Below are 22054 nucleotides of genomic sequence, written 5' to 3'. Positions count from 1 at the left end.
TTAGTTTTTTCACCGAGGCTTACAGGGCTCAATAACGCCCGGCACACCGGTGGCGCTATGCGCCATCCGTGTGATGCCGATTGTTATATTGCAATTATTTTTTCTTTGCCTTGTCCTCTTGCTCGGTATAGCCCTCCATAACTGGCACTAATTCTGGTGCCTCAACGTCTGGCGGACGCTCATTAGTAGCTTGGCTTTCATTGTCACGATCATTGCCACTCATAGTTATCCCTCCATCCATACATTAGCAAATATCAACGATATTGATATCAGAAAACACCATCCAGAGAAAACAATCTCAGAATAGCCTTTTCTAACATTTTTTAGCTTAAGGTTGTACTGCCTTTCCTTTTCCTTTGCCGCTTCCGAGTACCTTCTAGACAAGCTAAGATAAACAGTTGCCCGTTCATTTTCATGAAATAGGTCTGAGACTTCGTTTCCTGCAGGCATTTTCATTAGATCTTGTAACTTTATGCTTCGAAATATAAAGCTCCAAGACGAAGCCATAGAAATAATAGTGAAAACGATCGAAATGACTACCAGCCAGTCCAGAAATCCAGAAGGAGGTATTATTTTATCAGCGGACCAACGAACAAGAAGAATATAAGCACTCACCGCGACTGTAATTGACGTCAAGTACCTGACGGCCTTGTCTTCTAGCCGGTTGAATCGCCCACTTTCAGATTCAAACTGATCTTTTTGATAATCATATAGTGCCTTGTATTTCTCGTGGTCCACCGGAGCAACCTCTCCTAAATATAACGCTTTGCACACCGGACGAAATAAGCGTAGCTTATTGAGGTCCGAGCCGCGTAGCGGCTGAAGTGCTGCAACTTGTTAGTCTTTAAATGTGACATCACCATCAAGATACTTTCCATAACCTTTCACCAAGGCATCTACAATTTCAGGCACATCAAATATATCTAGATACGGAACCATCAATACACGCTTATCTTTCAAAATTACTCCTGCTTTCCTACGAAGAGAGTAGGTAAGGCCAGGAGTAAATATTTCCACAAAGAATCCTTCGAATACAAAACAGAAAGAGTACTTACCATACTTATGCTTTCTAAAAAACGGACTCATCACTACAGATTTCAATGAGCTTAGTGTAAATCCGTTTTTTGGTGTCCTATCGATTAGCCTTGAAATTTTCACAGATGCCAAGTTAAAAGGAATAGGTGTATTTTTAAACAGGTGATCTCTTATTTCTCCGTTCCAAGGCTCTGGTATATAAACTTTCCCATATGATGAGTGCTTAGAGTTTGCTGCCCGCCAAAAAACAGAAATAAAAAAGCTAGTTAATCGACAAGGATCAAAGCCAGAAAAAGTAACACCTAAATCATGGCGCTGAAAGTCTCCAACACTTCCTCTTAAAACTCTTAGAGAGTAGCTTTCATATAGTGAGTTAAGTAGTGATTCACACTCACCACACAAAAAACTTGTATCCCAACTGTCACTTGAGTAGTGAATAGGATCACTTCCACCAGCAGGAACAACGATAGCCTTTCCGCTGTTGGATCGGAGTATCTTTTTGAATACAGAATCAGGAATAGCATGTGAATTCTGCAATACACTTTCCTTATTGCACATTCCACATATATCCACAATATCTCCTTTGAAGACTAACAGCCTATTTATGAGGTAAACCTCATAATAATTATTAGCGGGTATACCTTTTAATTTTCCCAACCCACCCATAACCCACTGATTTTCTTAAATTAACGACAACGCCCTGAGCTGAAAAAGGTAAAACAGCGCTCCGCCTGTGGCTCAAACGAGTACAGACCACAGCACCAAGGAACAGGTACACGCCAGAAAAGAGATGATCAACTGATGAAACATGAAAATTGCAAACCATCCCGGTCATCGACCCATCCTCTTTTCCCTGTCGTTGTGGCTGCCGACTTCCCGCTGGCAGAGTTCAAATATGCATCATTTGTTGCCTGCTGCCAACAGCGCTGGCAGCTGATTCAGCGCAGCCAGTCGTTTGTCATCCCAGGGGTGAGCGTAGCTGATGCGCAGGCAGTGTTTGAATTGACCGGATACCGAGAACAGCGGGCCCGGGGTGATGACGATGCCCTGCTCCAGCGCGCGGGGGTAACAAGCCAGCGTATTGTAGGTATCGGGCAGTTCTACCCAGACGGCCAGGCCGCCGGTGGGCCTGCTGACGCGCAGGTCGATGGGCCAGGCGTTGAGGGCGGCGATCAGTTGGTCGCGGCGCTGGTGCAGGGCATTGCGCTGGCGGCGCAGGTGGGTGGCAAGGCTGCCATCGGCCATGTAGTCGGCTACGCCCTGTTGCAAGGTGCGGCTGCTGGCCAGTTGGGTGACCAGCTTCAGGTGCAGGATACGGGCGTGCCAGCGGCCACCGGCGATCCAGCCCAAACGCAAATCACGCGACAGGGACTTTGAGAACGAGCTGCACAGAATCACGCGGTCATCACCGTCCAGCGCCTTGAGCGGGTCGGGTGGGCTGCCCAGTGCGGTGTCGGCATAGATGTCATCTTCGATGATGGCCAGATCATGGCGCTCGGCCAGCGCCAGCAGGTGCTGTCGGGCTGCTGTGGGCATCAGTGCGCCACTCGGGGTGGCAAACGCGGGTGAGACGATGCAGGCCTTGACCGGCCAGCGCTGCAGTACCGCCTCCAGTGCATCCATATCCATGCCGGTGTCTGCACCCGCAGGGACTTCCACCACCTGCAGTTGCAGCTGTTCCAGCAGCTGCAGCACACCGTAAAACCCGGGGGACTCGACGGCCACCACATCACCGGGCTTGCAGCAGGCCATCAACGCCAGAAACAGGGCATGCTGACAGCCCGAGGTAATGCAAAGCTGATCCGGTGCGGCGGCCCAGCCGCGACGGGCATAGTGCAGCGCCAACTGCTCGCGCAGGCTGATCGACCCGGCGGGCTCATCATAATACTGGTAATCGTCACCGCGCTGACGCCGCAGTGCCCGTCCGATGCTGCGGTTCAGCACCACGATGCCGGCCGGCAGCTCGCCCGCATTCAGGTCAGGCAGCAGGTCAAAGGCAGCACTGCGCTGCATGATATCCAGCAGCAGGTCATTCACGCTCACGGGCCGTGGCGGCTGAATGATTTGGCTGCGCCTGGGCATGCCCTGTTGATCGCCGGGCGGCGCCGGCCTCAGGGTAACGAAGTAGCCGGCCTTGGGACGCGCTTCCAGCCAGCCCTGGGCTTCCAGTCGCTGCAGCGCATGCTGCACCGTGGCCTTCGACAGCCGGTGCTCACGGCACAGGGTACGGATCGACGGCAGGCGTTCACCCAGCCGCCAGCGCTGCTCCTGAATGCCCTGCAGCAGCCAGTGTTCCAGCTGCCGATAGCGATAATCCGATGTCATGCCGTTTGTACCCATCTGTACCGATTCATTTTTATTTTTTTATACCTGAACCTGTTGCGAGTACAAGCGTAGTCTTGCCCGGTCAACAATTCAGGGGACCGCCCAGCATGGAAAAGATACCTGTCGTTCAAGACTACACCCCGCCCTACGCCCGTGATGGCAAGTTTCATGTGCGGCTGACCGAGGGCCGGTTTCAGACCCTGCGCCGCCTGAGCAGCTGGCCGATGATCGCCCTGTTTTTCGGACTGGTGTGGGTCCAGGTGGATGGACAGCCCTGGCTGCTGTTCTCGTTTGCGCAGCGGCAGATCATACTGTTCGGCCATGCCCTGTCCTGGCATGACCTGCCGCTTTTGGCCGGGTTGATGATTGCCGGCGCCTGTCTGCTGTTTTTCATGGCGGTGGCCTGGGGACGGGTGTGGTGCGGGTTTGCCTGTCCGCAAAGCATCTGGACCTGGCTGTTCATTCGTATCGAGGATTTCACCGAGGGCCGGGCCAGTGAGCGTGCCCGCGCCGAAGGCAAACCGTTCGGCGGCGCACGCCTGTTACGCCGTATCGCCAAGCATCTGCTCTGGATCGGGCTGTCGCTGCTGACGGCGCTCACCTTTACCGCTTATTTCATCCCGATGCGTGAACTGGTCAGCGATGCGGTGCAGCTGCAACTGACGGCGGGTGTCAGCGGCTGGCTGATCATCATGGCCGGCCTGACCTACGCCAATGCGGGGCTGGTGCGTGAAAAAATCTGCCTGCATGCCTGCCCCTACTCTCGTTTTCAGGGGGTGATGTTCGACCGCGACACGCGTACCGTCAGCTACGACACGCGCCGTGGCGAACCCCGCGCCAGCCTGCGCAACGCCGATCTGAACAGTGGCGATTGCGTGGATTGCGGCCTGTGCTTACAGGTGTGCCCGACCGGGATTGATATTCGTGATGGCCTGCAGGCCGCGTGTATCGACTGCGCCGCCTGCATTGATGCCTGTGATACGGTGATGACCAAACTGAACCGGCCCACGGGGCTGATCCGTTTCGCCTCCGAGGCGCAGCTGGAGGGCGAACGCTCGCCTCTGATACGCCCGCGTCTGGCAGGCTATGGCGCGGTCATGCTGGTCGCTTTTGGTGCCGTGCTGTACGGCTTCACCGGCACCACCAGTCTGCTGGTGGAGATCCGTCGTGACCGTGGCGCACTGTTTACCCAGCAGGACGAGAACACCGTCTGCAACCACTACCGGGTCAAGGTGGAAGGCTTTACCCGTCAGCCGGAACAGGTCAGGGTTGCGGTGCAGGGGCCGGGCGCATTTGAGTTGTTCGGGCCCGAATTGATCGATCTGACCGACAACAACGCCAGCTGGCTCTCGTATCGCGTGTGTGCCGAAGACTTCGATCTGCCCCGCGCCAATCTGGACTTCCACTTCACCGGCCAGACCGGATCAGCCGGCAAGCAGACCACGTTTTTAACACGGGGGATTTGAGACGCAGCATCAGAATGAACAGCAAGGAAGCGTTCATGAAACACATATGTTGCAACTCATCCAAAAGAAACTAAAATGCTTCTTTAAGAGCAATTTGAAACATATAAGTTTCTTCAGGATGATCATGGGGCATATACATCAGCAATTGAAGCTACGCCGGGCAGCGCTGGGCCTGCGACAGCAGGACATGGAAATGCGTATTGGCATGCCGCGCCAGCAATACCAGCGTCTGGAATCAGGTGGCAACCCCCGGCTCGACACGCTTGAGCTTGTCGCCAAAGGACTGAACATGCAGCTCATGCTTATTCCCGAAGATAAATTACGCGCCGTTCAGGACTATCTGGCAGGTCGGGTACAGCTGGTCGACATACAGGGGGCCTCCATGTCAGATCAGGACAACCCTGTTGCCGCTGATCCCTGGCAAGGCTTGCTGGAGGAAGACGATGACTGATCAGCGAGCCAGCGTACTCGAGCTGCGTTTACATGATACTCAAGTTGGTTATTTAACCGGCTATCGTGATGGCCGCAACATTCTGACATTCACTCCCGAGTTTCGTGCCACAACCGAACGGCCAACCTTCAGCCTGATTACTCACCCAAACTTTCCGAAGTCTGATGCGATCATGGCTCAACCATGGATCAGACGCCAGCGGCTGCACCCTGTCCTGTCCAATTTGTTGCCTGAAGGTGCACTGCGTGCTTTTTTGGCGCAGTCCCTGAAAACTCATTCGGATAACGAGTTTGAACTCTTTACCTGGCTCGGCCAGGACCTGCCGGGCGCTCTGGTTGCCAACCCGGTAGACCCTGACGCCGTGCCGTCCTATGTCCTGGAACACTCTGCCAAGGCGGATCTCATAAGACCTGTACTGCAGGATTCCCAGAATCGTTTTTCGCTGGCTGGCGTGCAGATGAAGTTTTCCATGCAGGAGCAAGATGGCCGCTATCAAATCGCCGAAGCCGGTGCACTGGGTGACTGGATCATCAAAACGCCGTCTACCACGCATAAACATGTACCGTTAAATGAATACACGGCCATGCGGCTGGCAGAACTTGTCGGTATTGATATTCCGGATATTCGGCTCATTCCCATGGAGCAGGTTGAGCAGGTTGAGCAACTTCCGCACATCAATCTGCCGAATGAGCCTTATGCGTTCGCAATTCGTCGGTTCGACCGTCACAACGGGCAACGTATCCATATGGAGGATTTTGCCCAAGTGCTGAGTAAATACCCCCAGGAAAAATATCTCGGCGGTAACTACCAGCAAATCGCCAAAGTGCTGTATCAATATTCAAAAGATGGTTTGCACGATTTGCAGCAGTTTACCCGCCGCCTGCTTGTTAACATACTGCTGGCCAACGGTGATGCCCACCTCAAAAACTGGAGCCTGATCTATCCGGACACCATCACTCCCACGCTTTCACCTGCCTACGACATTGTCACCACCCGTGTCTATATGCAGAACGAGCAGGCATTCGCTCTCAACCTGGGCAAAGCAAAGGACTGGTATCGGGCTGACTTGATGCAATTCGAATACTGGGCTGATAAATCCGGCATCCCCTGGCGAGCCATTAGACCGCACCTGCACGATGTAATGGAACGCGCACGCACTCTGTGGCCAGCTGCGCTGGAAGACCTGCCCATGGCCGACGACCATAAGGCAGCGCTTAAAAAGCACTGGGGCCTGCTACAGCCGGATTTTCGTATCGGCAGCCAGTAGCTGATTGGCCGTAAAATCAAACAGCTATTACTGCCCCATAATACTGCGATAAAACGCCAGCTCCCGTTCCAGCACCTGTGCTTGGTTTTCGGGCTGGCGAAAGCCGTGGGCTTCGTCAGGGAAGTAATGGGTTTCAACGCGAATGCCGTTTTCGCTCAAGCTCTGTGCCATCCGGCGCGTCTGCTCCGGCAGTACGACCTTGTCCTGTTCGCCCTGAAAGAAGATCACCGGGGCGCTGACGCGGTGGACCTGCATCAACGGCGAGCGTGACGTATAGCTATCGGGCTCGGTTGCGGGGTCTCCGATCAGCCAGTGCAGATAACGGGATTCAAACTTGTGCGTGAGCCGGTTCAGCCGTGCCGGGTCGCTCACACCATAGAGGCTGGCCCCGCCGCTGAAGCGCCTGGAACGGCACAGTGTACTCAGGGTGGTATAGCCACCGGCACTGTTGCCACGAATGAAGATGGCATCGGGCTGTGCCCGTCCCTGTTCGATCAGGCGGCAGGCAATGGCGTCTACGTCTTCCACATCGGTGATGCCCCACTGCCCTGCCAGTTGCAGGCGGTAGTCTCGTCCATACCCGGTGCTGCCGCGGTAGTTCACATCCGCGATCATGAAACCGCGCTGTGTCCAGTACTGGATGGCAGGCTTGAGCACCGAGGCCGTGCTGGCGGTGGGGCCTCCATGGGTCCAGATCACCAGCGGCAGCGGCTGGTTGTGCGGCACATTGGCCGGTCGATACAGAAAGTACGGGACGGAATCGACCCATTCACACACCGGCAGACTGGGTGCATAGGTTGGGGAATGCCCTCCGGCCAGCACCGTACACTGGTCAGGATCGTCGGCATCCAGCTCGGTATCGATCTTCACAATTGCAGGCTCACGATCGGCAAACTCGGCAACACACCCGATCCATGTACCTGTAACACAGAGTGCGTGCAGGCGTGTGGGCATCAGGCTCAGCTCCAGCGGCTGCCAGCCCTGCGCAACCGCCGAGCCCTGCATAAAACGCCACAGGCGGGTATAGCCATCGCATTGACCCAGCGCGACAAGATCACCCGAGGCGGTCCAGCCGTAGGTACTCAGACCAAACTGCCAGGGGGCGGTGGTAAATTCGGTGCGCTCCGGCACTGGGCTGCCGGCGGTGTGCAGTGGCTGAAACCCGGACGGGGTCAGCGCTTCAATGCGCCACCAGTTGTCACGGTCAACCACGGCATGCAGTTGCCCTTCGGGTGAAAAGCGTGGCTGCAGCCAGGCGGCGTCTTGCGTGTCGGATACCTGACAGGCCTGAGCAATCTGCCCGGCCCCGTTCAGATCCGCCAGCATCAGGCGGGTACAGCGCCAGGGCTGTTGCGGGTGATCCCACTCGACCCACGCCAGCCGATCACCTGTCGGGCTCAAGGCCGGAGAGCTGTAAAAGTCGGCGCCTGTTGCCAGTGTTTCGACCCCGCCGGTGTCCAACTCGACTGTCACCAGTCGGTTGATCGGTTCCGGCGCCGTTTCGGTGTGCTGTTCGCTGATCGCCAGCAGACGCTGATGGCGGGCGTCGTACTGCAGATCGGCAAAGCGAGTATCAGGCATCGTCGTCAGAGGATAGGCCGGGGAAGCCGCGTCCAGCGGCTGGCACCAGATCTGCTGGTCGCTGTCGTTGACGAAGCAGAACCGCTCATCCGCCAGACACCAGGCGCCGCCACCGTACTCATGTACCCGGCTGCGCACGCTGAGATGATCGGGCAGCAGGCTGACCGCCTCGCCCGCGTCAAACCGGCACAGCCGATTGCGCCCTGTGGTGGCATCGAAGCTCACCCCGTACAGGTGCCCCTGATGAAACCGCAAGGTGGCGTAGTCATGGATCGACTGCACCGCCTCCTGTGCACTGATCACCTCGTCACCCACGCGCAAACACCCGTGAGTTGCGTTCGTTGCGGAAGGTGATGGGGGTGTCTGCGCCGCTGTGCTCGGCAGCGGCACGGGCATCCAAAATTTTCTGATGATGCGGTGACTTGCTGCACACCGGGTCCGCCACGTTCATGTCACCGGCCAGCATATAGGCCTGACAACGACAGCCGCCCAGATCCTGTTCCTTCTCGTCACAGGAGCGACAGGGCTCCTGCATCCAGTCGTCGCCCCTGAAGTGGTTGAAGCCGAACGATTCGTGCCAGATGTGGCTCAGGCTGTGGTCCTTCACGTTGGGAAACTCGATCGGCAGCATGCGGGCACTGTGACACGGCAAGGCGGTGCCATCCGGTGTGACGGTGAGGAAGATCTCGCCCCAGCCGTTCATGCACTTCTTCGGCCGCTCCTCGTAGTAATCGGGGGTGACGAAGATCAGCTTGATCGGATTGCCGTCGGCGGCCAGTTTGGCACGGTATTCGTTGGTGATCCGTTCGGCCCGCTCCAGCTGTGCTTTTGTCGGCAGAAGGGCTTCCTTGTTCTCGTAGGCCCAGCCGTAGTACTGGCAAGTGGCCAGTTCGACGTAGTCCGCTTCCAGTTCGACACAGAGTTCGATGATGCGGTCGATCCGGTCGATGTTGTGCTTGTGGGTGACGAAGTTGAGCACCATGGGGTAGCCCTGGGCCTTCACTTCGCGGGCCATTTTCAGTTTCTGCTCAAACGCCTTGCTGGAGCCGGCCAGCATGTTGTTGACCGTTTCGTCCGAGGCCTGAAAGCTGATCTGGATATGGTCCAGCCCCGCTTCGCGGAAGGCGGCGATGCGCGTGGCGTTGAGACCGATGCCGGATGTGATCAGGTTGGTGTAGTAACCCAGCGAACGTGCCTCGGCGATCAGCTGTTCCAGATCGCGCCGCACCAGCGGCTCGCCACCGGAGAAGCCGAGCTGGGCCGCCCCCATTTTGCGCGCCTGACGGAACACCTCGATCCACTGATCGGTGCTCAGCTCGTCGCCATGCTCGGCGAAGTCCAGCGGGTTGCTGCAGTAGGGGCACTGCAGCGGGCATTTGTAGGTCAGTTCCGCCAGCAGCCAGAGCGGTTGGCTCGGGTGCTGGGCGGCCTGAGGTGCTTGGGTATCAGACATAGCGCACCCAGTTCTGTTCATGAGCGATCGCCAGAAACTCCAGCACATCCTGCCCCAGTTCACCGGCGTCGGGGAAGCGGGTTTCCAGGGCCTGAATGATGGCCGCACAGTCCCGCTCGCCATTCACTTCACTGAGGATGGCACCGGCGCTGTCGTTCAGTTTGATCATCCCTTCGGGATACAGCAACACATGGCAGCCCTGCGCCTCTTCCCACTGAAAGCGGAACATGGCGTTGAGCTGCGGGGTGTGGTCCAGTGCCGGTTTAGTCATTGAACAGTTCTCGGTGGTATATCTTCTCCTGTGTGACCGTGTGGTACGGCGGACGTTCCAGTTCGTAGGCCATGCTCATGGCATCGAGCATACTCCAAAGCACATCCAGCTTGAACTGCAGGATCTCCAGCATCCGTTCCTGCTGCTCGCGGGTGGTGTAGTGGTCCAGGGTGATCTGCAGGCCGTGTTCCACGTCGCGGCGCGCTTCCGTCAGGCGGTTGCGGAAGTACTGGTAGCCTTCGGCCTTGATCCAGGGGTAGTGCGTGGGCCAGGTATCGAGACGGGACTGGTGGATGTGTGGCGCAAAGAGTTCGGTCAGGGAGGAGCTGGCTGCTTCCTGCCAGCTGGCACGGCGGGCAAAGTTGACGTAGGCATCCACGGCGAAGCGCACGCCGGGCAGGACATGCTCCTGCGACAGAATTTCCTCGCGGCTCAGCCCCACCGCCTCGCCCAGCTGCAGCCAGGCTTCAATGCCGCCCACTGCACCGTCGTAGCCATCATGGTCCATGATCCGCTGCAGCCACTGACGGCGCACGTCACGGTGCGGACAGTTGGCCAGAATGGCGGCGTCCTTGAGCGGAATGTTGACCTGATAGTAGAAACGGTTGGCGACCCAGCCCCGGATCTGCTCCGGGGTGGAGTGACCGGCATACATGGCCACATGGTAGGGGTGGTGAATGTGGTACAGATCGCCCTTGGCGCGCAAGGCCTGTTCGAATTCGCTGCGGCTCATCGGTTCACGGTTGCTCATGTCGGATCTCCTCAGAGTTCAATGCTCATGCCGTCAAAGGCGACCTCAATCCCGTGTTCGTTCAGCACGCCGCGCTCGGGCGAGTCCTCGATCAGGATCGGGTTGGTGTTGTTGATGTGAATCAGGATCTTGCGGGGCTTCTCCAGGGTATCCAGATAGGCGATCATGCCCGCCTCCCCCGACTGTGGCAGGTGCCCCATGTGCACGCCCAGCTTGTCTCCGACGCCGGCATGGATCATCTCGTCCTCGCGCCAGAGGGTGCCATCCACCAGCAGGCAGTCGGCCTGCTCCATGATCGAGCGCAGGTGGTCCTCGATCCGGCCCAGCCCCGGGGCGTAGAACAGCGAGCGGCCGGTGGCGTCATCCTTGAGCAGGATGCCGATGTTGTCACCGGGGTGCGGGTCATTGCGGTGCGGCGAGTACGGCGGCGCGCTGGAGCGCAGCGGCACGGCGGTCAGGGTGATGCCCGGCACTTCGGCAATGGTGAAGGTGTTATAGGTGTCGGTGCTGGGGATCTGGTTCCACTTAAGGCCACCGTTCCAGTGTTCCAGCATGTTGAATACCGGAAAGCCGGTACTCAGGTCCTGCTTGACCATATCGGTGCAGTAGACCTGATGCGGGCAGCCTTCGCGCAGTAATAACAGGCCGGTAGTGTGGTCGATCTGGCTGTCCATCAGCACGATGGCGGCAATACCGGTATCACGCGTGCCCTGTTTCGGCTGCAGCGGCGCGAAGCTCTCCAGTTGGGCGCGGATATCGGGCGAGGCGTTGAACAGAATCCAGTCGGTGCCGTTGAGGCTGGCGGCGATGGAGGATTGGGTGCGGGCCTGAGCGTTCAGTGTGCCGTCGCGCAGCCCCTTGCAGTTGTCGCAGTTGCAGTTCCACTGCGGAAAGCCGCCCCCTGCGGCGGAGCCCAGTATCTGTATTTTCATTATTGTGTGTCCGCTGGGGTAAAAAAGGATCGGGAAGCAAAAGCGGCCCCGAAGGGCCGCAGGGTGCTCAGCGGTTGGCGAAGTACATGGTGACTTCGAAGCCGATGCGCAGATCAGTGTAGGCAGGTTTGGTCCACATAATGCGTTCCTCGTTTTTGTTATCGATATGTCTTTGTGACACCTTGATAGTAGGCAACCGTGCCACCACTCCAATATGGTACTTTGGAACGAATTCAGGGCTGACTTGGTATAGCAACCACCGGTATGGCACCCGCGGCGTACCGTACACCTTATACGAAAAAAACGGCCCGAAGGCCGTTAAACGGATTGCTGCAGAGCAATAGACTGCCAGGGTGAAGCAGCCATGATATGCACATCCCTGTGCAGAGCTTCGGAGATAACAGGGCCTGCGAAGGCCCGTGCCTTAGAAGAATCCCAGCGGGTTGATGTCGTAGCTGACCAGCATGTTCTTGGTCTGCTGGTAGTGATCGAGCATCATCTTGTGCGTTTCGCGACCTACACCGGACTTCTTGTAACCGCCAAAGGCGGCATGTGCCGGGTACTGGTGGTAGCAGTTGGTCCAGACACGACCGGCCTGAATGCCACGACCCATGCGGTAGGCGCGGTTCATGTCGCGGCTCCATACACCGGCACCCAGACCAAACTCGGTGTCGTTGGCGATGGCGAGGGCTTCAGCCTCATCCTTGAAGGTGGTAACGGATACGACCGGTCCAAAGATCTCTTCCTGGAACACGCGCATGTCGTTGGTGCCCTTGAGGAGGGTCGGCTGGATGTAGTAGCCGCGACCCAGATCATCGCCCAGCTGCTCCTTGTCACCACCGATCAGTACTTCAGCACCCTCGGCACGACCGATGTCGAAGTAGCTCATGATCTTGTCAAACTGCTCCTGAGAGGCCTGAGCACCGACCATGGTTTCGGTATCGAGCGGGTTGCCACGCTTGATCTTCTTGATGCGATCAATCACGCGAGCGATGAAATCATCGTAGATGTTTTCCTGCACCAGCAGACGTGACGGACAGGTGCAGACTTCGCCCTGGTTGAAGAACGCCAGTACGGTACCTTCCACACACTTGTCGATGAAGGCATCTTCATGGTTCATGATGTCATCGAAGTAGATGTTGGGAGACTTGCCGCCCAGCTCTACGGTAGACGGAATGATGTTTTCGGCGGCACATTTCAGAATGTGGGAACCGACCGGAGTGGAACCGGTGAAGGCGATTTTGGCGATGCGCTTGCTGGTCGCCAGTGCCTGACCCGCTTCGGCACCAAAGCCGTTGACGATGTTCAGCACGCCCGGCGGCAGCAGATCCTGAATGGTTTCCATCAGCTTCAGAATGGACCAGGGGGTCTGCTCGGCAGGCTTCAGGACGATGCAGTTGCCTGCCGCCAGTGCCGGTGCAATTTTCCACGCCGCCATCAGCAGCGGGAAGTTCCAGGGAATGATCTGGCCGACAACACCCAGCGGCTCATGGAAGTGGTAGGCCACGGTGTTTTCGTCGATCTCGCCGATGGAACCTTCCTGCGCACGGATACAGCCGGCAAAGTAACGGAAGTGGTCAATGGCCAGCGGCACGTCAGCGGCCAGGGTTTCACGCACGGCCTTGCCGTTGTCCCAGGTTTCGGCCACGGCGATCTGTTCCAGGTTTGCTTCCAGACGGTCAGCAATCTTGAGCAGAGTGTTGGAGCGCTCCTGCACGGAGGTGCGACCCCAGGCATCCTTGGCTGCATGGGCTGCATCCAGTGCCAGTTCGATATCTTCAGCGGTAGAACGGGGGATTTCACAGAAGGCTTCGCCGGTCACCGGTGAAACGTTTTTGAAGTATTCACCTTTCACCGGGGCTTTCCATTCACCACCGATGAAGTTGCCGTAGCGCGGCTGCAGAGTGACGATAGAATCTGCCTGTCCTGGCTGTGCGTAGATCATATTCTTAGCCTCTTGTTGTTATTCGCATCACGCTCGAAGAGCAGTAACGATTGACGCTTTCAATCTTAGCGACCGCTACTGATCTTCGAGTATAGTGCCTTGGCAGCGAGAATATGGCTCTTTAGTACTAAACAGGTGGATTAGACCTGGCTGTCAGTTCAGCTCCAACTGGATATGGAAGGTGGTACCCACGGCCGGATCTGACGTTACCGCCATGTGGCCCCGGTGCTGCTGAGTAATGACATAGAAGGCAAAAGACAGACGCTTTTCGGGCCCCGAAGCGGATGCCATTTCATTCTCGGCATGGTGTGGATAGGGCTCGAACAGGCACATCTGCTCTTCACTGCTGAGGCCTACGCCATTGTGCTGAATACGCAGCGACAGGGAGTCATAACTGCGTGAAGCATACAGCTTCAGTGTGGGTTCAAAGCCCTCTTGCTGCAGCGTGACCTTGTCGTTCAAGGCACTCAGAGAGTAACGCAGAATGCTCAACAACGCCTGCTGCAGTTCTGTCACATAGCAGGGCACCTTGGGCAGATCGGACTCAAAGTGACGCTCAACCTTGACCTCGCTGAAAGAGATCGCGTTGGGAAGCGACAGCACCTCTCCGGCCAGATCAACCGAGTGTTCAATAATATCGATCACGCTGGCATTGGCAGGTGCCGTGGTACGGCCACGGGCAAACTCCAGCAGATTCTGAATCACCGACTCCACTTCACGGCCGTGTTCCGCCGCATTCTGCAGCAGACGGTGAAGACGTGCGACCTCCTCTTTCTGCTTGCCGCCCTCCTGCAGGAAGGTGGCGGATTCCAGCAGACTGTGGAAACTGCGCAGATCGAACAAAATCGCCTGCAGCGGCTTGTTAATATCACTCGCCATGGTGGTGGCAAGCTCGCCCATCGACGCCAGTCGATCGTGCTGGATCAGCATGTTTTCGGCAATCACGCGGCGGGTGACATCGTCCACCATAATCACGACACCCGGCTCGCTGTAGTTTTCAAGCGGATAGACGGTGATATCCATGTAGTAACTGCCCGGCTGGCTGTAGCGCAGCGTCAGGGTTTCATTCTTCTGCAGCGCCTCTTCAATGTGGCTCGGTTTCAAGGTGATATCCGGGTAGATCGCCCAGAGGTTACGCCCGATCGCATTGATCGCCTTGATGCCGGAAAGCTGCTCGGCGCGCGGGTTCCACTGTGTAATTGTGCCCTCACGGTCAAGCCCGACCAGCACCAGCGGCATGGAGCTGAGAATATTCTGGATATAGGCTTCTGATGCCTGAAGACGCCCAGTTGTCACCACATGCTCTGATACCTCCTGCTCCAGCCGTGCGGTGCGCTCTTTCACTCGGCTTTCGAGGTTGGCCTTGATCTCTTCCAGCTCGTGGTTGTAACCACGCGCACGCCGCCAGACGATGAACAGCACAAGCGCTGCCAGTGTCAGCAGGATAATCAGTACACCGCTGGAAAAGTTGGCAACATACTGCCATTTGGTGCTGCCATCCTCATCTCGGAACGGCGCAAATATATCGGCATGAGCGAAGGTGGTGGGCAGCAAAAGCAGCAGAGCAGTACAGTATCGAAACATGATGCAAAGGGTATCCGGATGTAAAAAACAGGAAAGACAGGTGACTCAGGGCCAACATTATAATGAATCAGGGTGGCTTCAGGATACACCTGACTGACCGGCCTGCCTCTGGCCGGTCATATCTGCTACCAGGGGCCTACCACGTAGCCCAGTTTCTCCGGCAGCCACAGGGCGATACCGGGCACCAGCATTACCAGCAACAGGCTGCAGGCCATGGCTGCAATGAAGATCAGGGTCCAGCCTATGGTGTGTTCCAGCCGGATATTGGCGATCCGCGTGGTGACCATCAGGTTGACCGCGACAGGTGGCGTAAACTGGCCAATGGCGATGTTCATCGCCAGCAGAATGCCGAACCAGACCGGATTCCAGCCGAAATGATTCATCAACGGCAGCACGATCGGGATCAGGATCAGGTAGATCGACACCGCATCCAGCAGCATACCCGCTATCAACACCAGCAGCATCACCAGCCCCAACAGAACCCAGCCGTTTTCGGACAGTGCCAACAGGCCATCGGCCAGATGCTGGAATGTACCCAGCGTGGTGCCCGCCCAGGCAAATATGCCTGCCAACGCAATGATTAGCATCACCACCCCCGAGGTCACCGCCGCTTCGGTCATCAGATCGAACAGCTGACGCACACTCAGGTTGCGGTAGATCACACAGCCGACGATGACACCGTAGGTTACGGCAACCACGGCCGCTTCGGTGGGTGTAAACAGCCCCGAGCGCAGGCCACCGAGAATGATCACCGGCGCAAACAGCGCCGGCAGTGCCGCCTTCAGGCTGGGCCAGAATGGCGGCCGCTCGGACTCTTTCGGGTCCTCCCAGCCGTACTTGCGCGCCAGCAGCAGTGCCGGCACAAGCAGGGACAGCCCGGCCAGAATGCCCGGGAACAGCCCGGCAGCAAACAGCGCACGCAGATCGACGCCCGGCACCACGATGGAGTACAGGATCAGCGCAATGGAGGGTGGAATCAGAATCGCGGTGGACGAGGATGCCGCTATCAGCGACGCCGAGAACGCTTGCGGATAGCCGGCCTTGCGCATGCTTGGCAGCATCACCATGGCGACGGCGGCAGCATCGGCAGGCCCTGAACCACTCATGCCCCCCATGATCAGGCACACCAGCACGGCGACAACGGCAAGCCCACCGTGGCGTGGCCCGATTACCGACTGGGCAAAGCGCACCAGGCTGGCCGCCACCCCTGCCCGCTCGAATATCAGGCCGGTAAGAATGAACAGCGGAATCGCAATCAGCGGGTATTTGGACACGCTGTTGTAGGTGTTGGTGCCCAGAGTCGCCAGCATATCCGGCGACAGCCCGGACAGAATGCCGACAATGCCGCCAAGACCCAGTGCGATGGCCACCGGTACGCCCAGCAGCAGCGCCAGCAGGAAGCTGCCGATCAGCAGCAGATCAGGGCTCATGGATCACCTCCGGCAGTTCCTTGCCACGCAGGCGATCGATCAGATTCTGCGTCATGCGCCACATGATCGCGGCCGACAGTACCGGCAGCCAGACAACATAGATCCAGTTGGGCAGACCCAGCCCCGGAGACAGTGACTCCCACTGGTATTCCTCCAGCGCCAGTTTGGCACCGTACCAGCAGGTCACACCCAGTACTGTGATGCCGGCCAGCCACTGAAGCACATACACGACCTTGAGCGCCGGTTTGGGCAGGTGGTGCTCGATCAGTTCAATGCGAATGTGCTGATTATGACGCGCCGCCACCGCCGCACCGGAGAAGGTCAGCAGCACCAGCAGGAAAACGGAAAACTCCTCGGTGAAGGCAAAGGAGGCATCGGTCGCGTAGCGGACAATTACATTGCCCAGACTGATCAGGCAGATCGCGATCAATGACAGAGAAGCCAGCCAGGCCTCCGGCCTGAACTTGGGGGGTCGGGTAGACATTATCACTCCGCTTCAGACAACAACGCCCGCCGGGGTGGCGGGCGCTTCATGCAGGCTCCGTATTTACTGCTGACGGTTGGCGATTGCGTCCTGAGCCTGCTTGACCAGATCTTCGCCAATACGCGGCGTCCATTTCTCATAAACAGACTGAGTCGCTTCAACAAAAGCAGCGTGCTGCTCTGGGGTCAGATCGGTCACCTGAACACCGCGTTCCTTGATCTTGGCCAGCGTCTCATCCAGTTCGGCACGGGATTTTTCGATCTCCCACTTGCCTGCATCGATGGCAGCCTGCTTCAGCAGTGCCTGATCTTCAGGGCTGAACTGGCTCCAGACACGGTTGCTGACGGCAAATACCAGCGGATCGGCCATATAGTGCCACTGGGTCAGGTAGTTCTGACCCACCTGATCAATACGCGCCACATCGAATACGGACAGCGGGTTTTCCTGGCCATCAACCGCACCCGTTGTAAGCGCAGGTTTGGCATCCGCCCAGCTCATCTGAGTCGGGTTGGCGCCCAGCGCCGTGAAGGTATCCTGGAACAGCGGCGAACCCACAACACGAATCTTCAGACCTTCCAGGTCAGACGGCTGCTTGATTTCACGCTTGGAGTTGGACAGCTCACGGAAACCGTTTTCACCCCATGCCAGCGGAGTAACGCCGCGCTTTTCGATCGCTGCAAACACCGCTTTGCCCGCTTCACCCTGAGTGATTGCGTCGATGGCAGCGTAGTCCGGCATCAGGAACGGCAGCGAGAACAGGTTCAATTCAGGCACCTGCGGTGACCAGTTGATGGTAGAACCGACCGCCATATCAATCAGCCCGGAACGCATGGCCGAAAACTCCTTGGTCTGGTCGCCTGAGACCAGCTGGGAGTTGCTGTAGATTTTCATGTTGATGCGGCCTTCAGACCGCTCTTTTACCAGCTCGACCCATTTGTCGGCTGCCTGTCCCCAGGGAAATGCAGAGGGCAAAACGGTTGATACGGTGTATTCGGCCTTGTATTCGGCACTGGCAACAGAGCTGAACAGCAGAGTAGCGGCTGCAGCGGCCATGAATGTGCGACGTTTCAGCATCGTGTCTTCCTTTTTTTCTGTTGTTGTAAGGCAGCGGCATTATCCTGACCGCTTGCTCCAATCGATTATAAGAGCCTTGCTCGCAACGACGCAAAACAATTACACCCGTTCCCCTGGCCCACAAACGCAAATCCCCGCACAGGGCGGGGATTGAGTGGTCACGAAATACAGAATCAGCTGTCGGCAGAGGCCTTGGCTGGCTCTTGGTTCTCGTAGATCAGGATCGGCTCGGAGGTGCCTGTGATCACACCTTCGTCAATCACCACCTTGGCGACGTTATCCATTGACGGCAGCTGATACATGATATCCAGCAGAGTCGCCTCCAGAATGGAGCGCAGACCACGGGCACCGGTCCGACGCTCCAGTGCCTTTTCGGCAACCGCTTTCAGTGCGTCTTCACGGAAGTCCACCTCAACCCCTTCCATCTCGAACAGGGCTTGGTACTGCTTGACCAGACTGTTCTTGGGCTCGGTAAGGATCTGAATCAACGCATCTTCATCCAGCTCAGAGAGGGTTGCAACCATCGGCAGACGGCCCACGAATTCGGGAATCAGACCAAACTTGACCAGATCTTCCGCTTCGACGTCGTGCAGCGCTTCACTCAGACGACTGTCGTCCTTGCTCTTCACCACGGCACTGAAGCCGATGGAGCTGCGTTCACTGCGGTCACGGATGATTTTTTCCAGACCGGCAAAGGCACCGCCACAGATAAACAGGATGTTGGACGTATCCACCTGCAGGAATTCCTGCTGCGGATGCTTGCGCCCACCCTGAGGCGGAACGGAAGCAACCGTACCCTCGATCAGTTTCAGCAGCGCCTGCTGTACCCCTTCACCGGATACATCGCGCGTGATGGAGGGGTTATCGGACTTGCGTGAAATCTTGTCGATCTCATCGATGTAAACGATACCCAGCTGGGCCTTTTCCACATCGTAGTCACACTTCTGCAGCAGCTTCTGGATGATGTTTTCAACATCTTCACCCACATAGCCCGCTTCAGTCAGCGTAGTGGCATCCGCAATGGTAAAGGGCACATTGAGCAGTCGCGCCATGGTTTCAGCCAGCAGGGTCTTGCCGCTGCCTGTGGGACCAATCAGCAGAATGTTACTCTTGCCAAGCTCCACTTCACCTTTCTTCTGGAACCGCAGACGCTTGTAGTGGTTATACACTGCAACCGCCAGTACCTTTTTGGCACGCTCCTGCCCGATTACGTAATCGTCCAGGGTTGCCTTGATCTCAGCCGGAGTCGGCAGGGTATCACTGGGCTCCTGCTCGTCCGAATCCTGAATCTCTTCGCGGATGATATCGTTGCAGAGATCAACACACTCGTCACAGATAAAGACAGAGGGACCTGCGATCAATTTGCGCACTTCATCCTGGCTTTTGCCGCAGAAGGAACAGAACAGCTTGCTGCCCTCTCCCCCCTTGCCGGTCGTCTCGTCTGCCATCTTCTTACCTCAAAAAAACCATTTACACTTGTTATGCGCCCGAGGCGGCCGAATTTCAACCCGGCCGCGGCTACAAAGGCTTATTCGCTCTCGATACGGCGCTCAAGTACGGAGTCGATCAGCCCGTATTCAGCAGCGGTTTTCGGATCCATGAAATTGTCGCGATCCGTGTCACGCGCAATCGTCTCGAAATCCTGACCGGTGTGGTGCGCCAGCAGGCGATTCAATTTTTCGCGAATGGACAGGATTTCACGGGTATGGATCTCGATATCGGTCGCCTGGCCCTGATAGCCACCCAGCGGCTGATGAATCATCACACGCGCATTCGGCAGCGCAAAACGCTTGCCCGGCTCGCCTGCAGCCAGCAGGAAAGCGCCCATGCTGGCCGCCTGGCCGATACACATGGTGCTGACGTTGGGCTTGATGAACTGCATGGTATCGTAGATTGCCATGCCCGCCGTAACCGAACCACCCGGTGAGTTGATGTACAGGTGGATGTCCTTGTCCGGGTTTTCGGCTTCAAGGAACAGCAACTGGGCGACAATCAGGTTGGCCATGTGGTCTTCGACCTGGCCCACCAGAAAAATGACCCGCTCTTTGAGCAGACGGGAGTAGATATCGTAGGCGCGCTCGCCTCGTGAGCTCTGCTCCACCACCATTGGGACCAGCCCGGAGTTGGTGATTTCGGTGGAACGCCCGGAATAGATATCTGCCATGCAAGAATTCTCCTTACCCTGATAAGCGAAAAAACGACAGTCAGCCAGGCCAACTGTCGTTTCCTTTACGGCTTACGCCCTGACCGGCTGTTCCGGATCAGGCTTCGGTCTCTTCAGCTTGCTGCTGAGCAGGCTTGATCGCCTCCTCGTATGCAACTGCTTTTTCAGTGACTGTAGCAGAAGCCAGCAGATGATCAACTACCTGATCTTCCAGCACCAGGCTCTTGATCTGGTTCAGGATCTGGTCGTTGCTGTAGTACCAGTCGATAACCTGCTGCGGTTCCTGGTAGGTTTCAGCCATCTCTTCAACGGTTTCGCGTACACGCTGCTCATCCGCTTTCATGTCGTTGGCCTTGACTACTTCCTGAACCAGCAGACCCACGCTTACACGGCGCTGAGCCTGAGCTTCAAACATTTCTTTCGGCAGCATGTTCGGATCGATGTTGGCATCTGGACCACCGAACTGCTGAATCGCCTGACGACGCAGGTTGTCGATTTCGCTGTCAATCAGGGCTGCAGGCACTTCGATCTCATTGGCCTTGAGCAGCTCAGTGAAGACCTGATCTTTCAGCTTCATTTTCAGAGCGTGCTTGAGTTCGCGCTCCATGTTCTTGCGCACTTCAGCCTTGAAGCCGTCCAGTTCTTTCTCTTCGATACCAAAACGAGAGAAGAACTCTTCGTTCAGTTCAGGCAGTTCCTGTTCGGAAACGCTCTGTACCTTGGTCTTGAATACAGCCGCTTTACCTTTCAGGTTTTCAGCGTGGTAGTCTTCCGGGAAGGTGATTTCCAGGTCGAACTCTTCGCCTGCCTTCTTGCCTTCCAGACCCGCTTCAAAACCCGGAATCATGGAACCGGAACCCAGCACCAGGCTGTGACCTTCAGCCTTGCCACCTTCAAACGCTTCACCGTCGATGAAACCTTCGAAATCAATCTTGACCTGGTCGCCTTCAGCCGCAGCACGATCCACTTCAACCCAGTTGGCCTGCTGCTTACGCAGAGTGTCAATCATCTGATCCATATCAGCGTCAGTGATTTCGGCCGTCTGCTTTTCCAGTTCAACACCGGAGAGATCTTTCAATTCAATCTCCGGGTACACTTCAAAGGTGGCCACGTACTGAAGGTCTTCACCTTCCTTGTCGTTCTTGAACTCGATGCTCGGACCACCCGCCGGCTGCAGTTTTTCCTGCTCAACAGCGGTGTAGAAGCTTTCCTGAACGACCTGACCCAGTACATCCTGACGGATCGCGCTGCCGAACATGCGCTTGATCACCTTGGGCGGAACCTTACCCGGACGGAAACCGTCCAGACGGCGGGTGCGCGCCTGCTGAGCAACCAGCTTGTCTACGTCCTGGTCAATGCGTGCAGCCGGAACAGTTACGGTCATCTGACGCTCGAGGCCGGAAGTCGTTTCAACAGAAACTTGCATGGAGATCCTCACAAATAGTTTGCAGCATGATGTTGCGACCTGCAGGCTCGCCCTCCGTAACACTCATCCTGATGGATCAAGGATAAACATTCGGCTGATGACGACCGACCAGCAGAGCCAAAATTCTAAAGCGCGAAATTTTCTTCCAACTGCCGCCATTAGTCAAGCAAAAGCCCAACAGCCGTAAAATGAAAGAGAATATATTGATGAAGGCAAAGCCTTGAGAATCAAAAAGATAGGGAATAATTGCAGGATATATCAGGGCACACTGGGGTGGACGATGGGGCTCGAACCCACGACCACCGGAATCACAATCCGGGGCTCTACCAACTGAGCTACGCCCACCATATAGTGTGTTGCCTTGTGGTGCGTATTGAAAGATTCAAATTTTTTAAATCAATCGGTTACGCAACAA

21 protein-coding genes and 1 tRNA gene are annotated in these 22054 nt (G+C 56.7%); 3 read left to right on the top strand and 19 right to left on the bottom strand.

The features are described 5' to 3' along the window. Nucleotides 1-94 precede the first annotated feature (94 nt). The 4 genes from ABIE60_RS16350 to ABIE60_RS16335 all read right to left on the bottom strand — a co-directional run bounded on the left by ABIE60_RS16350 (nucleotide 95) and on the right by ABIE60_RS16335 (nucleotide 3360). Nucleotides 95-223 carry a hypothetical protein gene (locus ABIE60_RS16350; protein ID WP_354406124.1) on the bottom strand — a complete coding sequence of 43 codons (129 nt, stop codon included), beginning with the start codon at nucleotides 221-223 and terminating at the stop codon, nucleotides 95-97. A gap of 2 nt (nucleotides 224-225) precedes the next feature. After that, a complete protein-coding gene (locus tag ABIE60_RS16345; RefSeq protein ID WP_354406122.1) occupies nucleotides 226-738 on the bottom strand; it encodes a hypothetical protein in 513 nt (170 codons plus the stop codon). 99 nt (nucleotides 739-837) lie between these two features. Further along, complete coding sequence (locus ABIE60_RS16340) at nucleotides 838-1572, bottom strand: hypothetical protein (protein WP_354406120.1); 735 nt, start codon at nucleotides 1570-1572, stop codon at nucleotides 838-840. Nucleotides 1573-1935: 363 nt separating this feature from the next. Beyond that, nucleotides 1936-3360, bottom strand: a complete 1425-nt coding sequence (locus ABIE60_RS16335) for an aminotransferase-like domain-containing protein (protein WP_354470562.1) — start codon at nucleotides 3358-3360, stop codon at nucleotides 1936-1938. Between the two features lie 107 nt (nucleotides 3361-3467). Between ABIE60_RS16335 and ccoG the strand changes: the two genes are divergently transcribed. The 3 genes from ccoG to ABIE60_RS16320 all read left to right on the top strand — a co-directional run bounded on the left by ccoG (nucleotide 3468) and on the right by ABIE60_RS16320 (nucleotide 6544). Next, nucleotides 3468-4826: a cytochrome c oxidase accessory protein CcoG gene (gene ccoG, locus ABIE60_RS16330; RefSeq protein WP_354470561.1), complete on the top strand. Its 1359-nt coding sequence runs from the start codon at nucleotides 3468-3470 to the stop codon at nucleotides 4824-4826. 124 nt (nucleotides 4827-4950) lie between these two features. Then, complete coding sequence (locus tag ABIE60_RS16325) at nucleotides 4951-5277, top strand: helix-turn-helix domain-containing protein (RefSeq protein WP_354470560.1); 327 nt, start codon at nucleotides 4951-4953, stop codon at nucleotides 5275-5277. Continuing rightward, a complete protein-coding gene (locus ABIE60_RS16320; RefSeq protein WP_354470559.1) occupies nucleotides 5270-6544 on the top strand; it encodes a type II toxin-antitoxin system HipA family toxin in 1275 nt (424 codons plus the stop codon). The genes ABIE60_RS16325 and ABIE60_RS16320 overlap by 8 nt, the downstream gene beginning before the upstream one ends. A 27-nt stretch (nucleotides 6545-6571) precedes the next feature. Here the strand turns inward: ABIE60_RS16320 and ABIE60_RS16315 are convergent, their stop codons facing one another. From ABIE60_RS16315 to ABIE60_RS16245, 15 genes are all read right to left on the bottom strand, one after another. Then, entirely contained in the window at nucleotides 6572-8440 is a 1869-nt protein-coding gene (locus tag ABIE60_RS16315; RefSeq protein ID WP_354470558.1) for a S9 family peptidase, read from the bottom strand. Then, nucleotides 8433-9578 (bottom strand): pyrroloquinoline quinone biosynthesis protein PqqE, encoded by a 1146-nt coding sequence (gene pqqE, locus ABIE60_RS16310; RefSeq protein ID WP_354470557.1) that lies wholly within the window; start codon nucleotides 9576-9578, stop codon nucleotides 8433-8435. The genes ABIE60_RS16315 and pqqE overlap by 8 nt, the downstream gene beginning before the upstream one ends. Then, nucleotides 9571-9849 (bottom strand): pyrroloquinoline quinone biosynthesis peptide chaperone PqqD, encoded by a 279-nt coding sequence (gene pqqD / locus ABIE60_RS16305; RefSeq protein WP_354470556.1) that lies wholly within the window; start codon nucleotides 9847-9849, stop codon nucleotides 9571-9573. The genes pqqE and pqqD overlap by 8 nt, the downstream gene beginning before the upstream one ends. After that, nucleotides 9842-10600: a pyrroloquinoline-quinone synthase PqqC gene (pqqC, locus tag ABIE60_RS16300; RefSeq protein WP_354470555.1), complete on the bottom strand. Its 759-nt coding sequence runs from the start codon at nucleotides 10598-10600 to the stop codon at nucleotides 9842-9844. The genes pqqD and pqqC overlap by 8 nt, the downstream gene beginning before the upstream one ends. Before the next feature lie 11 nt (nucleotides 10601-10611). Further along, nucleotides 10612-11532, bottom strand: coding sequence for a pyrroloquinoline quinone biosynthesis protein PqqB (gene pqqB, locus ABIE60_RS16295; RefSeq protein ID WP_354470554.1), 921 nt, complete (start codon nucleotides 11530-11532; stop codon nucleotides 10612-10614). A gap of 67 nt (nucleotides 11533-11599) precedes the next feature. Beyond that, complete coding sequence (pqqA, locus tag ABIE60_RS16290; RefSeq protein ID WP_003243383.1) at nucleotides 11600-11671, bottom strand: pyrroloquinoline quinone precursor peptide PqqA; 72 nt, start codon at nucleotides 11669-11671, stop codon at nucleotides 11600-11602. A gap of 285 nt (nucleotides 11672-11956) precedes the next feature. Next, nucleotides 11957-13477, bottom strand: a complete 1521-nt coding sequence (gene exaC / locus ABIE60_RS16285) for an acetaldehyde dehydrogenase ExaC (RefSeq protein WP_354470553.1) — start codon at nucleotides 13475-13477, stop codon at nucleotides 11957-11959. Between the two features lie 153 nt (nucleotides 13478-13630). Next, entirely contained in the window at nucleotides 13631-15061 is a 1431-nt protein-coding gene (locus ABIE60_RS16280) for a two-component system sensor histidine kinase NtrB (RefSeq protein WP_354470552.1), read from the bottom strand. A gap of 125 nt (nucleotides 15062-15186) precedes the next feature. Continuing rightward, entirely contained in the window at nucleotides 15187-16491 is a 1305-nt protein-coding gene (locus tag ABIE60_RS16275) for a TRAP transporter large permease (RefSeq protein ID WP_354470551.1), read from the bottom strand. After that, nucleotides 16481-16975 (bottom strand): TRAP transporter small permease, encoded by a 495-nt coding sequence (locus ABIE60_RS16270; RefSeq protein ID WP_354470550.1) that lies wholly within the window; start codon nucleotides 16973-16975, stop codon nucleotides 16481-16483. The genes ABIE60_RS16275 and ABIE60_RS16270 overlap by 11 nt, the downstream gene beginning before the upstream one ends. A gap of 63 nt (nucleotides 16976-17038) precedes the next feature. Then, complete coding sequence (locus ABIE60_RS16265) at nucleotides 17039-18049, bottom strand: DctP family TRAP transporter solute-binding subunit (RefSeq protein WP_354470549.1); 1011 nt, start codon at nucleotides 18047-18049, stop codon at nucleotides 17039-17041. Between the two features lie 173 nt (nucleotides 18050-18222). Further along, entirely contained in the window at nucleotides 18223-19497 is a 1275-nt protein-coding gene (clpX, locus tag ABIE60_RS16260) for an ATP-dependent protease ATP-binding subunit ClpX (RefSeq protein WP_354470548.1), read from the bottom strand. 80 nt (nucleotides 19498-19577) lie between these two features. After that, a complete protein-coding gene (clpP, locus tag ABIE60_RS16255) occupies nucleotides 19578-20213 on the bottom strand; it encodes an ATP-dependent Clp endopeptidase proteolytic subunit ClpP (RefSeq protein WP_091822961.1) in 636 nt (211 codons plus the stop codon). A 97-nt stretch (nucleotides 20214-20310) separates the two neighbouring features. Further along, nucleotides 20311-21639 carry a trigger factor gene (gene tig, locus ABIE60_RS16250; RefSeq protein WP_354470547.1) on the bottom strand — a complete coding sequence of 443 codons (1329 nt, stop codon included), beginning with the start codon at nucleotides 21637-21639 and terminating at the stop codon, nucleotides 20311-20313. A gap of 269 nt (nucleotides 21640-21908) precedes the next feature. Next, nucleotides 21909-21984 (bottom strand) — tRNA-His (locus ABIE60_RS16245). Between the last annotated feature and the right edge of the window lie 70 nt (nucleotides 21985-22054).

Origin of the sequence: Marinobacterium sp. MBR-109, assembly GCF_040547565.1 — a bacterium.
GTDB lineage: Bacteria > Pseudomonadota > Gammaproteobacteria > Pseudomonadales > Balneatricaceae > Marinobacterium.
This window is presented reverse-complemented; position numbering and strand designations above follow the sequence as displayed.

Excerpts from the sequence above, each read along its gene's own strand:
- clpP (WP_091822961.1), bottom strand. The coding sequence starts at position 20,213 with ATGGCAGATATCTATTCCGGGCGTTCCACCGAAATCACCAACTCCGGG.
- ABIE60_RS16275 (WP_354470551.1), bottom strand. The coding sequence starts at position 16,491 with ATGAGCCCTGATCTGCTGCTGATCGGCAGCTTCCTGCTGGCGCTGCTG.
- ABIE60_RS16265 (WP_354470549.1), bottom strand. The coding sequence starts at position 18,049 with ATGCTGAAACGTCGCACATTCATGGCCGCTGCAGCCGCTACTCTGCTG.
- pqqB (WP_354470554.1), bottom strand. The coding sequence starts at position 11,532 with ATGAAAATACAGATACTGGGCTCCGCCGCAGGGGGCGGCTTTCCGCAG.
- ABIE60_RS16280 (WP_354470552.1), bottom strand. The coding sequence starts at position 15,061 with ATGTTTCGATACTGTACTGCTCTGCTGCTTTTGCTGCCCACCACCTTC.
- exaC (WP_354470553.1), bottom strand. The coding sequence starts at position 13,477 with ATGATCTACGCACAGCCAGGACAGGCAGATTCTATCGTCACTCTGCAG.
- pqqC (WP_354470555.1), bottom strand. The coding sequence starts at position 10,600 with ATGAGCAACCGTGAACCGATGAGCCGCAGCGAATTCGAACAGGCCTTG.
- ABIE60_RS16270 (WP_354470550.1), bottom strand. The coding sequence starts at position 16,975 with ATGTCTACCCGACCCCCCAAGTTCAGGCCGGAGGCCTGGCTGGCTTCT.
- pqqD (WP_354470556.1), bottom strand. The coding sequence starts at position 9,849 with ATGACTAAACCGGCACTGGACCACACCCCGCAGCTCAACGCCATGTTC.
- tig (WP_354470547.1), bottom strand. The coding sequence starts at position 21,639 with ATGCAAGTTTCTGTTGAAACGACTTCCGGCCTCGAGCGTCAGATGACC.
- pqqE (WP_354470557.1), bottom strand. The coding sequence starts at position 9,578 with ATGTCTGATACCCAAGCACCTCAGGCCGCCCAGCACCCGAGCCAACCG.
- ccoG (WP_354470561.1), top strand. The coding sequence starts at position 3,468 with ATGGAAAAGATACCTGTCGTTCAAGACTACACCCCGCCCTACGCCCGT.
- ABIE60_RS16335 (WP_354470562.1), bottom strand. The coding sequence starts at position 3,360 with ATGACATCGGATTATCGCTATCGGCAGCTGGAACACTGGCTGCTGCAG.
- clpX (WP_354470548.1), bottom strand. The coding sequence starts at position 19,497 with ATGGCAGACGAGACGACCGGCAAGGGGGGAGAGGGCAGCAAGCTGTTC.
- ABIE60_RS16325 (WP_354470560.1), top strand. The coding sequence starts at position 4,951 with ATGGGGCATATACATCAGCAATTGAAGCTACGCCGGGCAGCGCTGGGC.
- ABIE60_RS16320 (WP_354470559.1), top strand. The coding sequence starts at position 5,270 with ATGACTGATCAGCGAGCCAGCGTACTCGAGCTGCGTTTACATGATACT.
- ABIE60_RS16350 (WP_354406124.1), bottom strand. The coding sequence starts at position 223 with ATGAGTGGCAATGATCGTGACAATGAAAGCCAAGCTACTAATGAGCGT.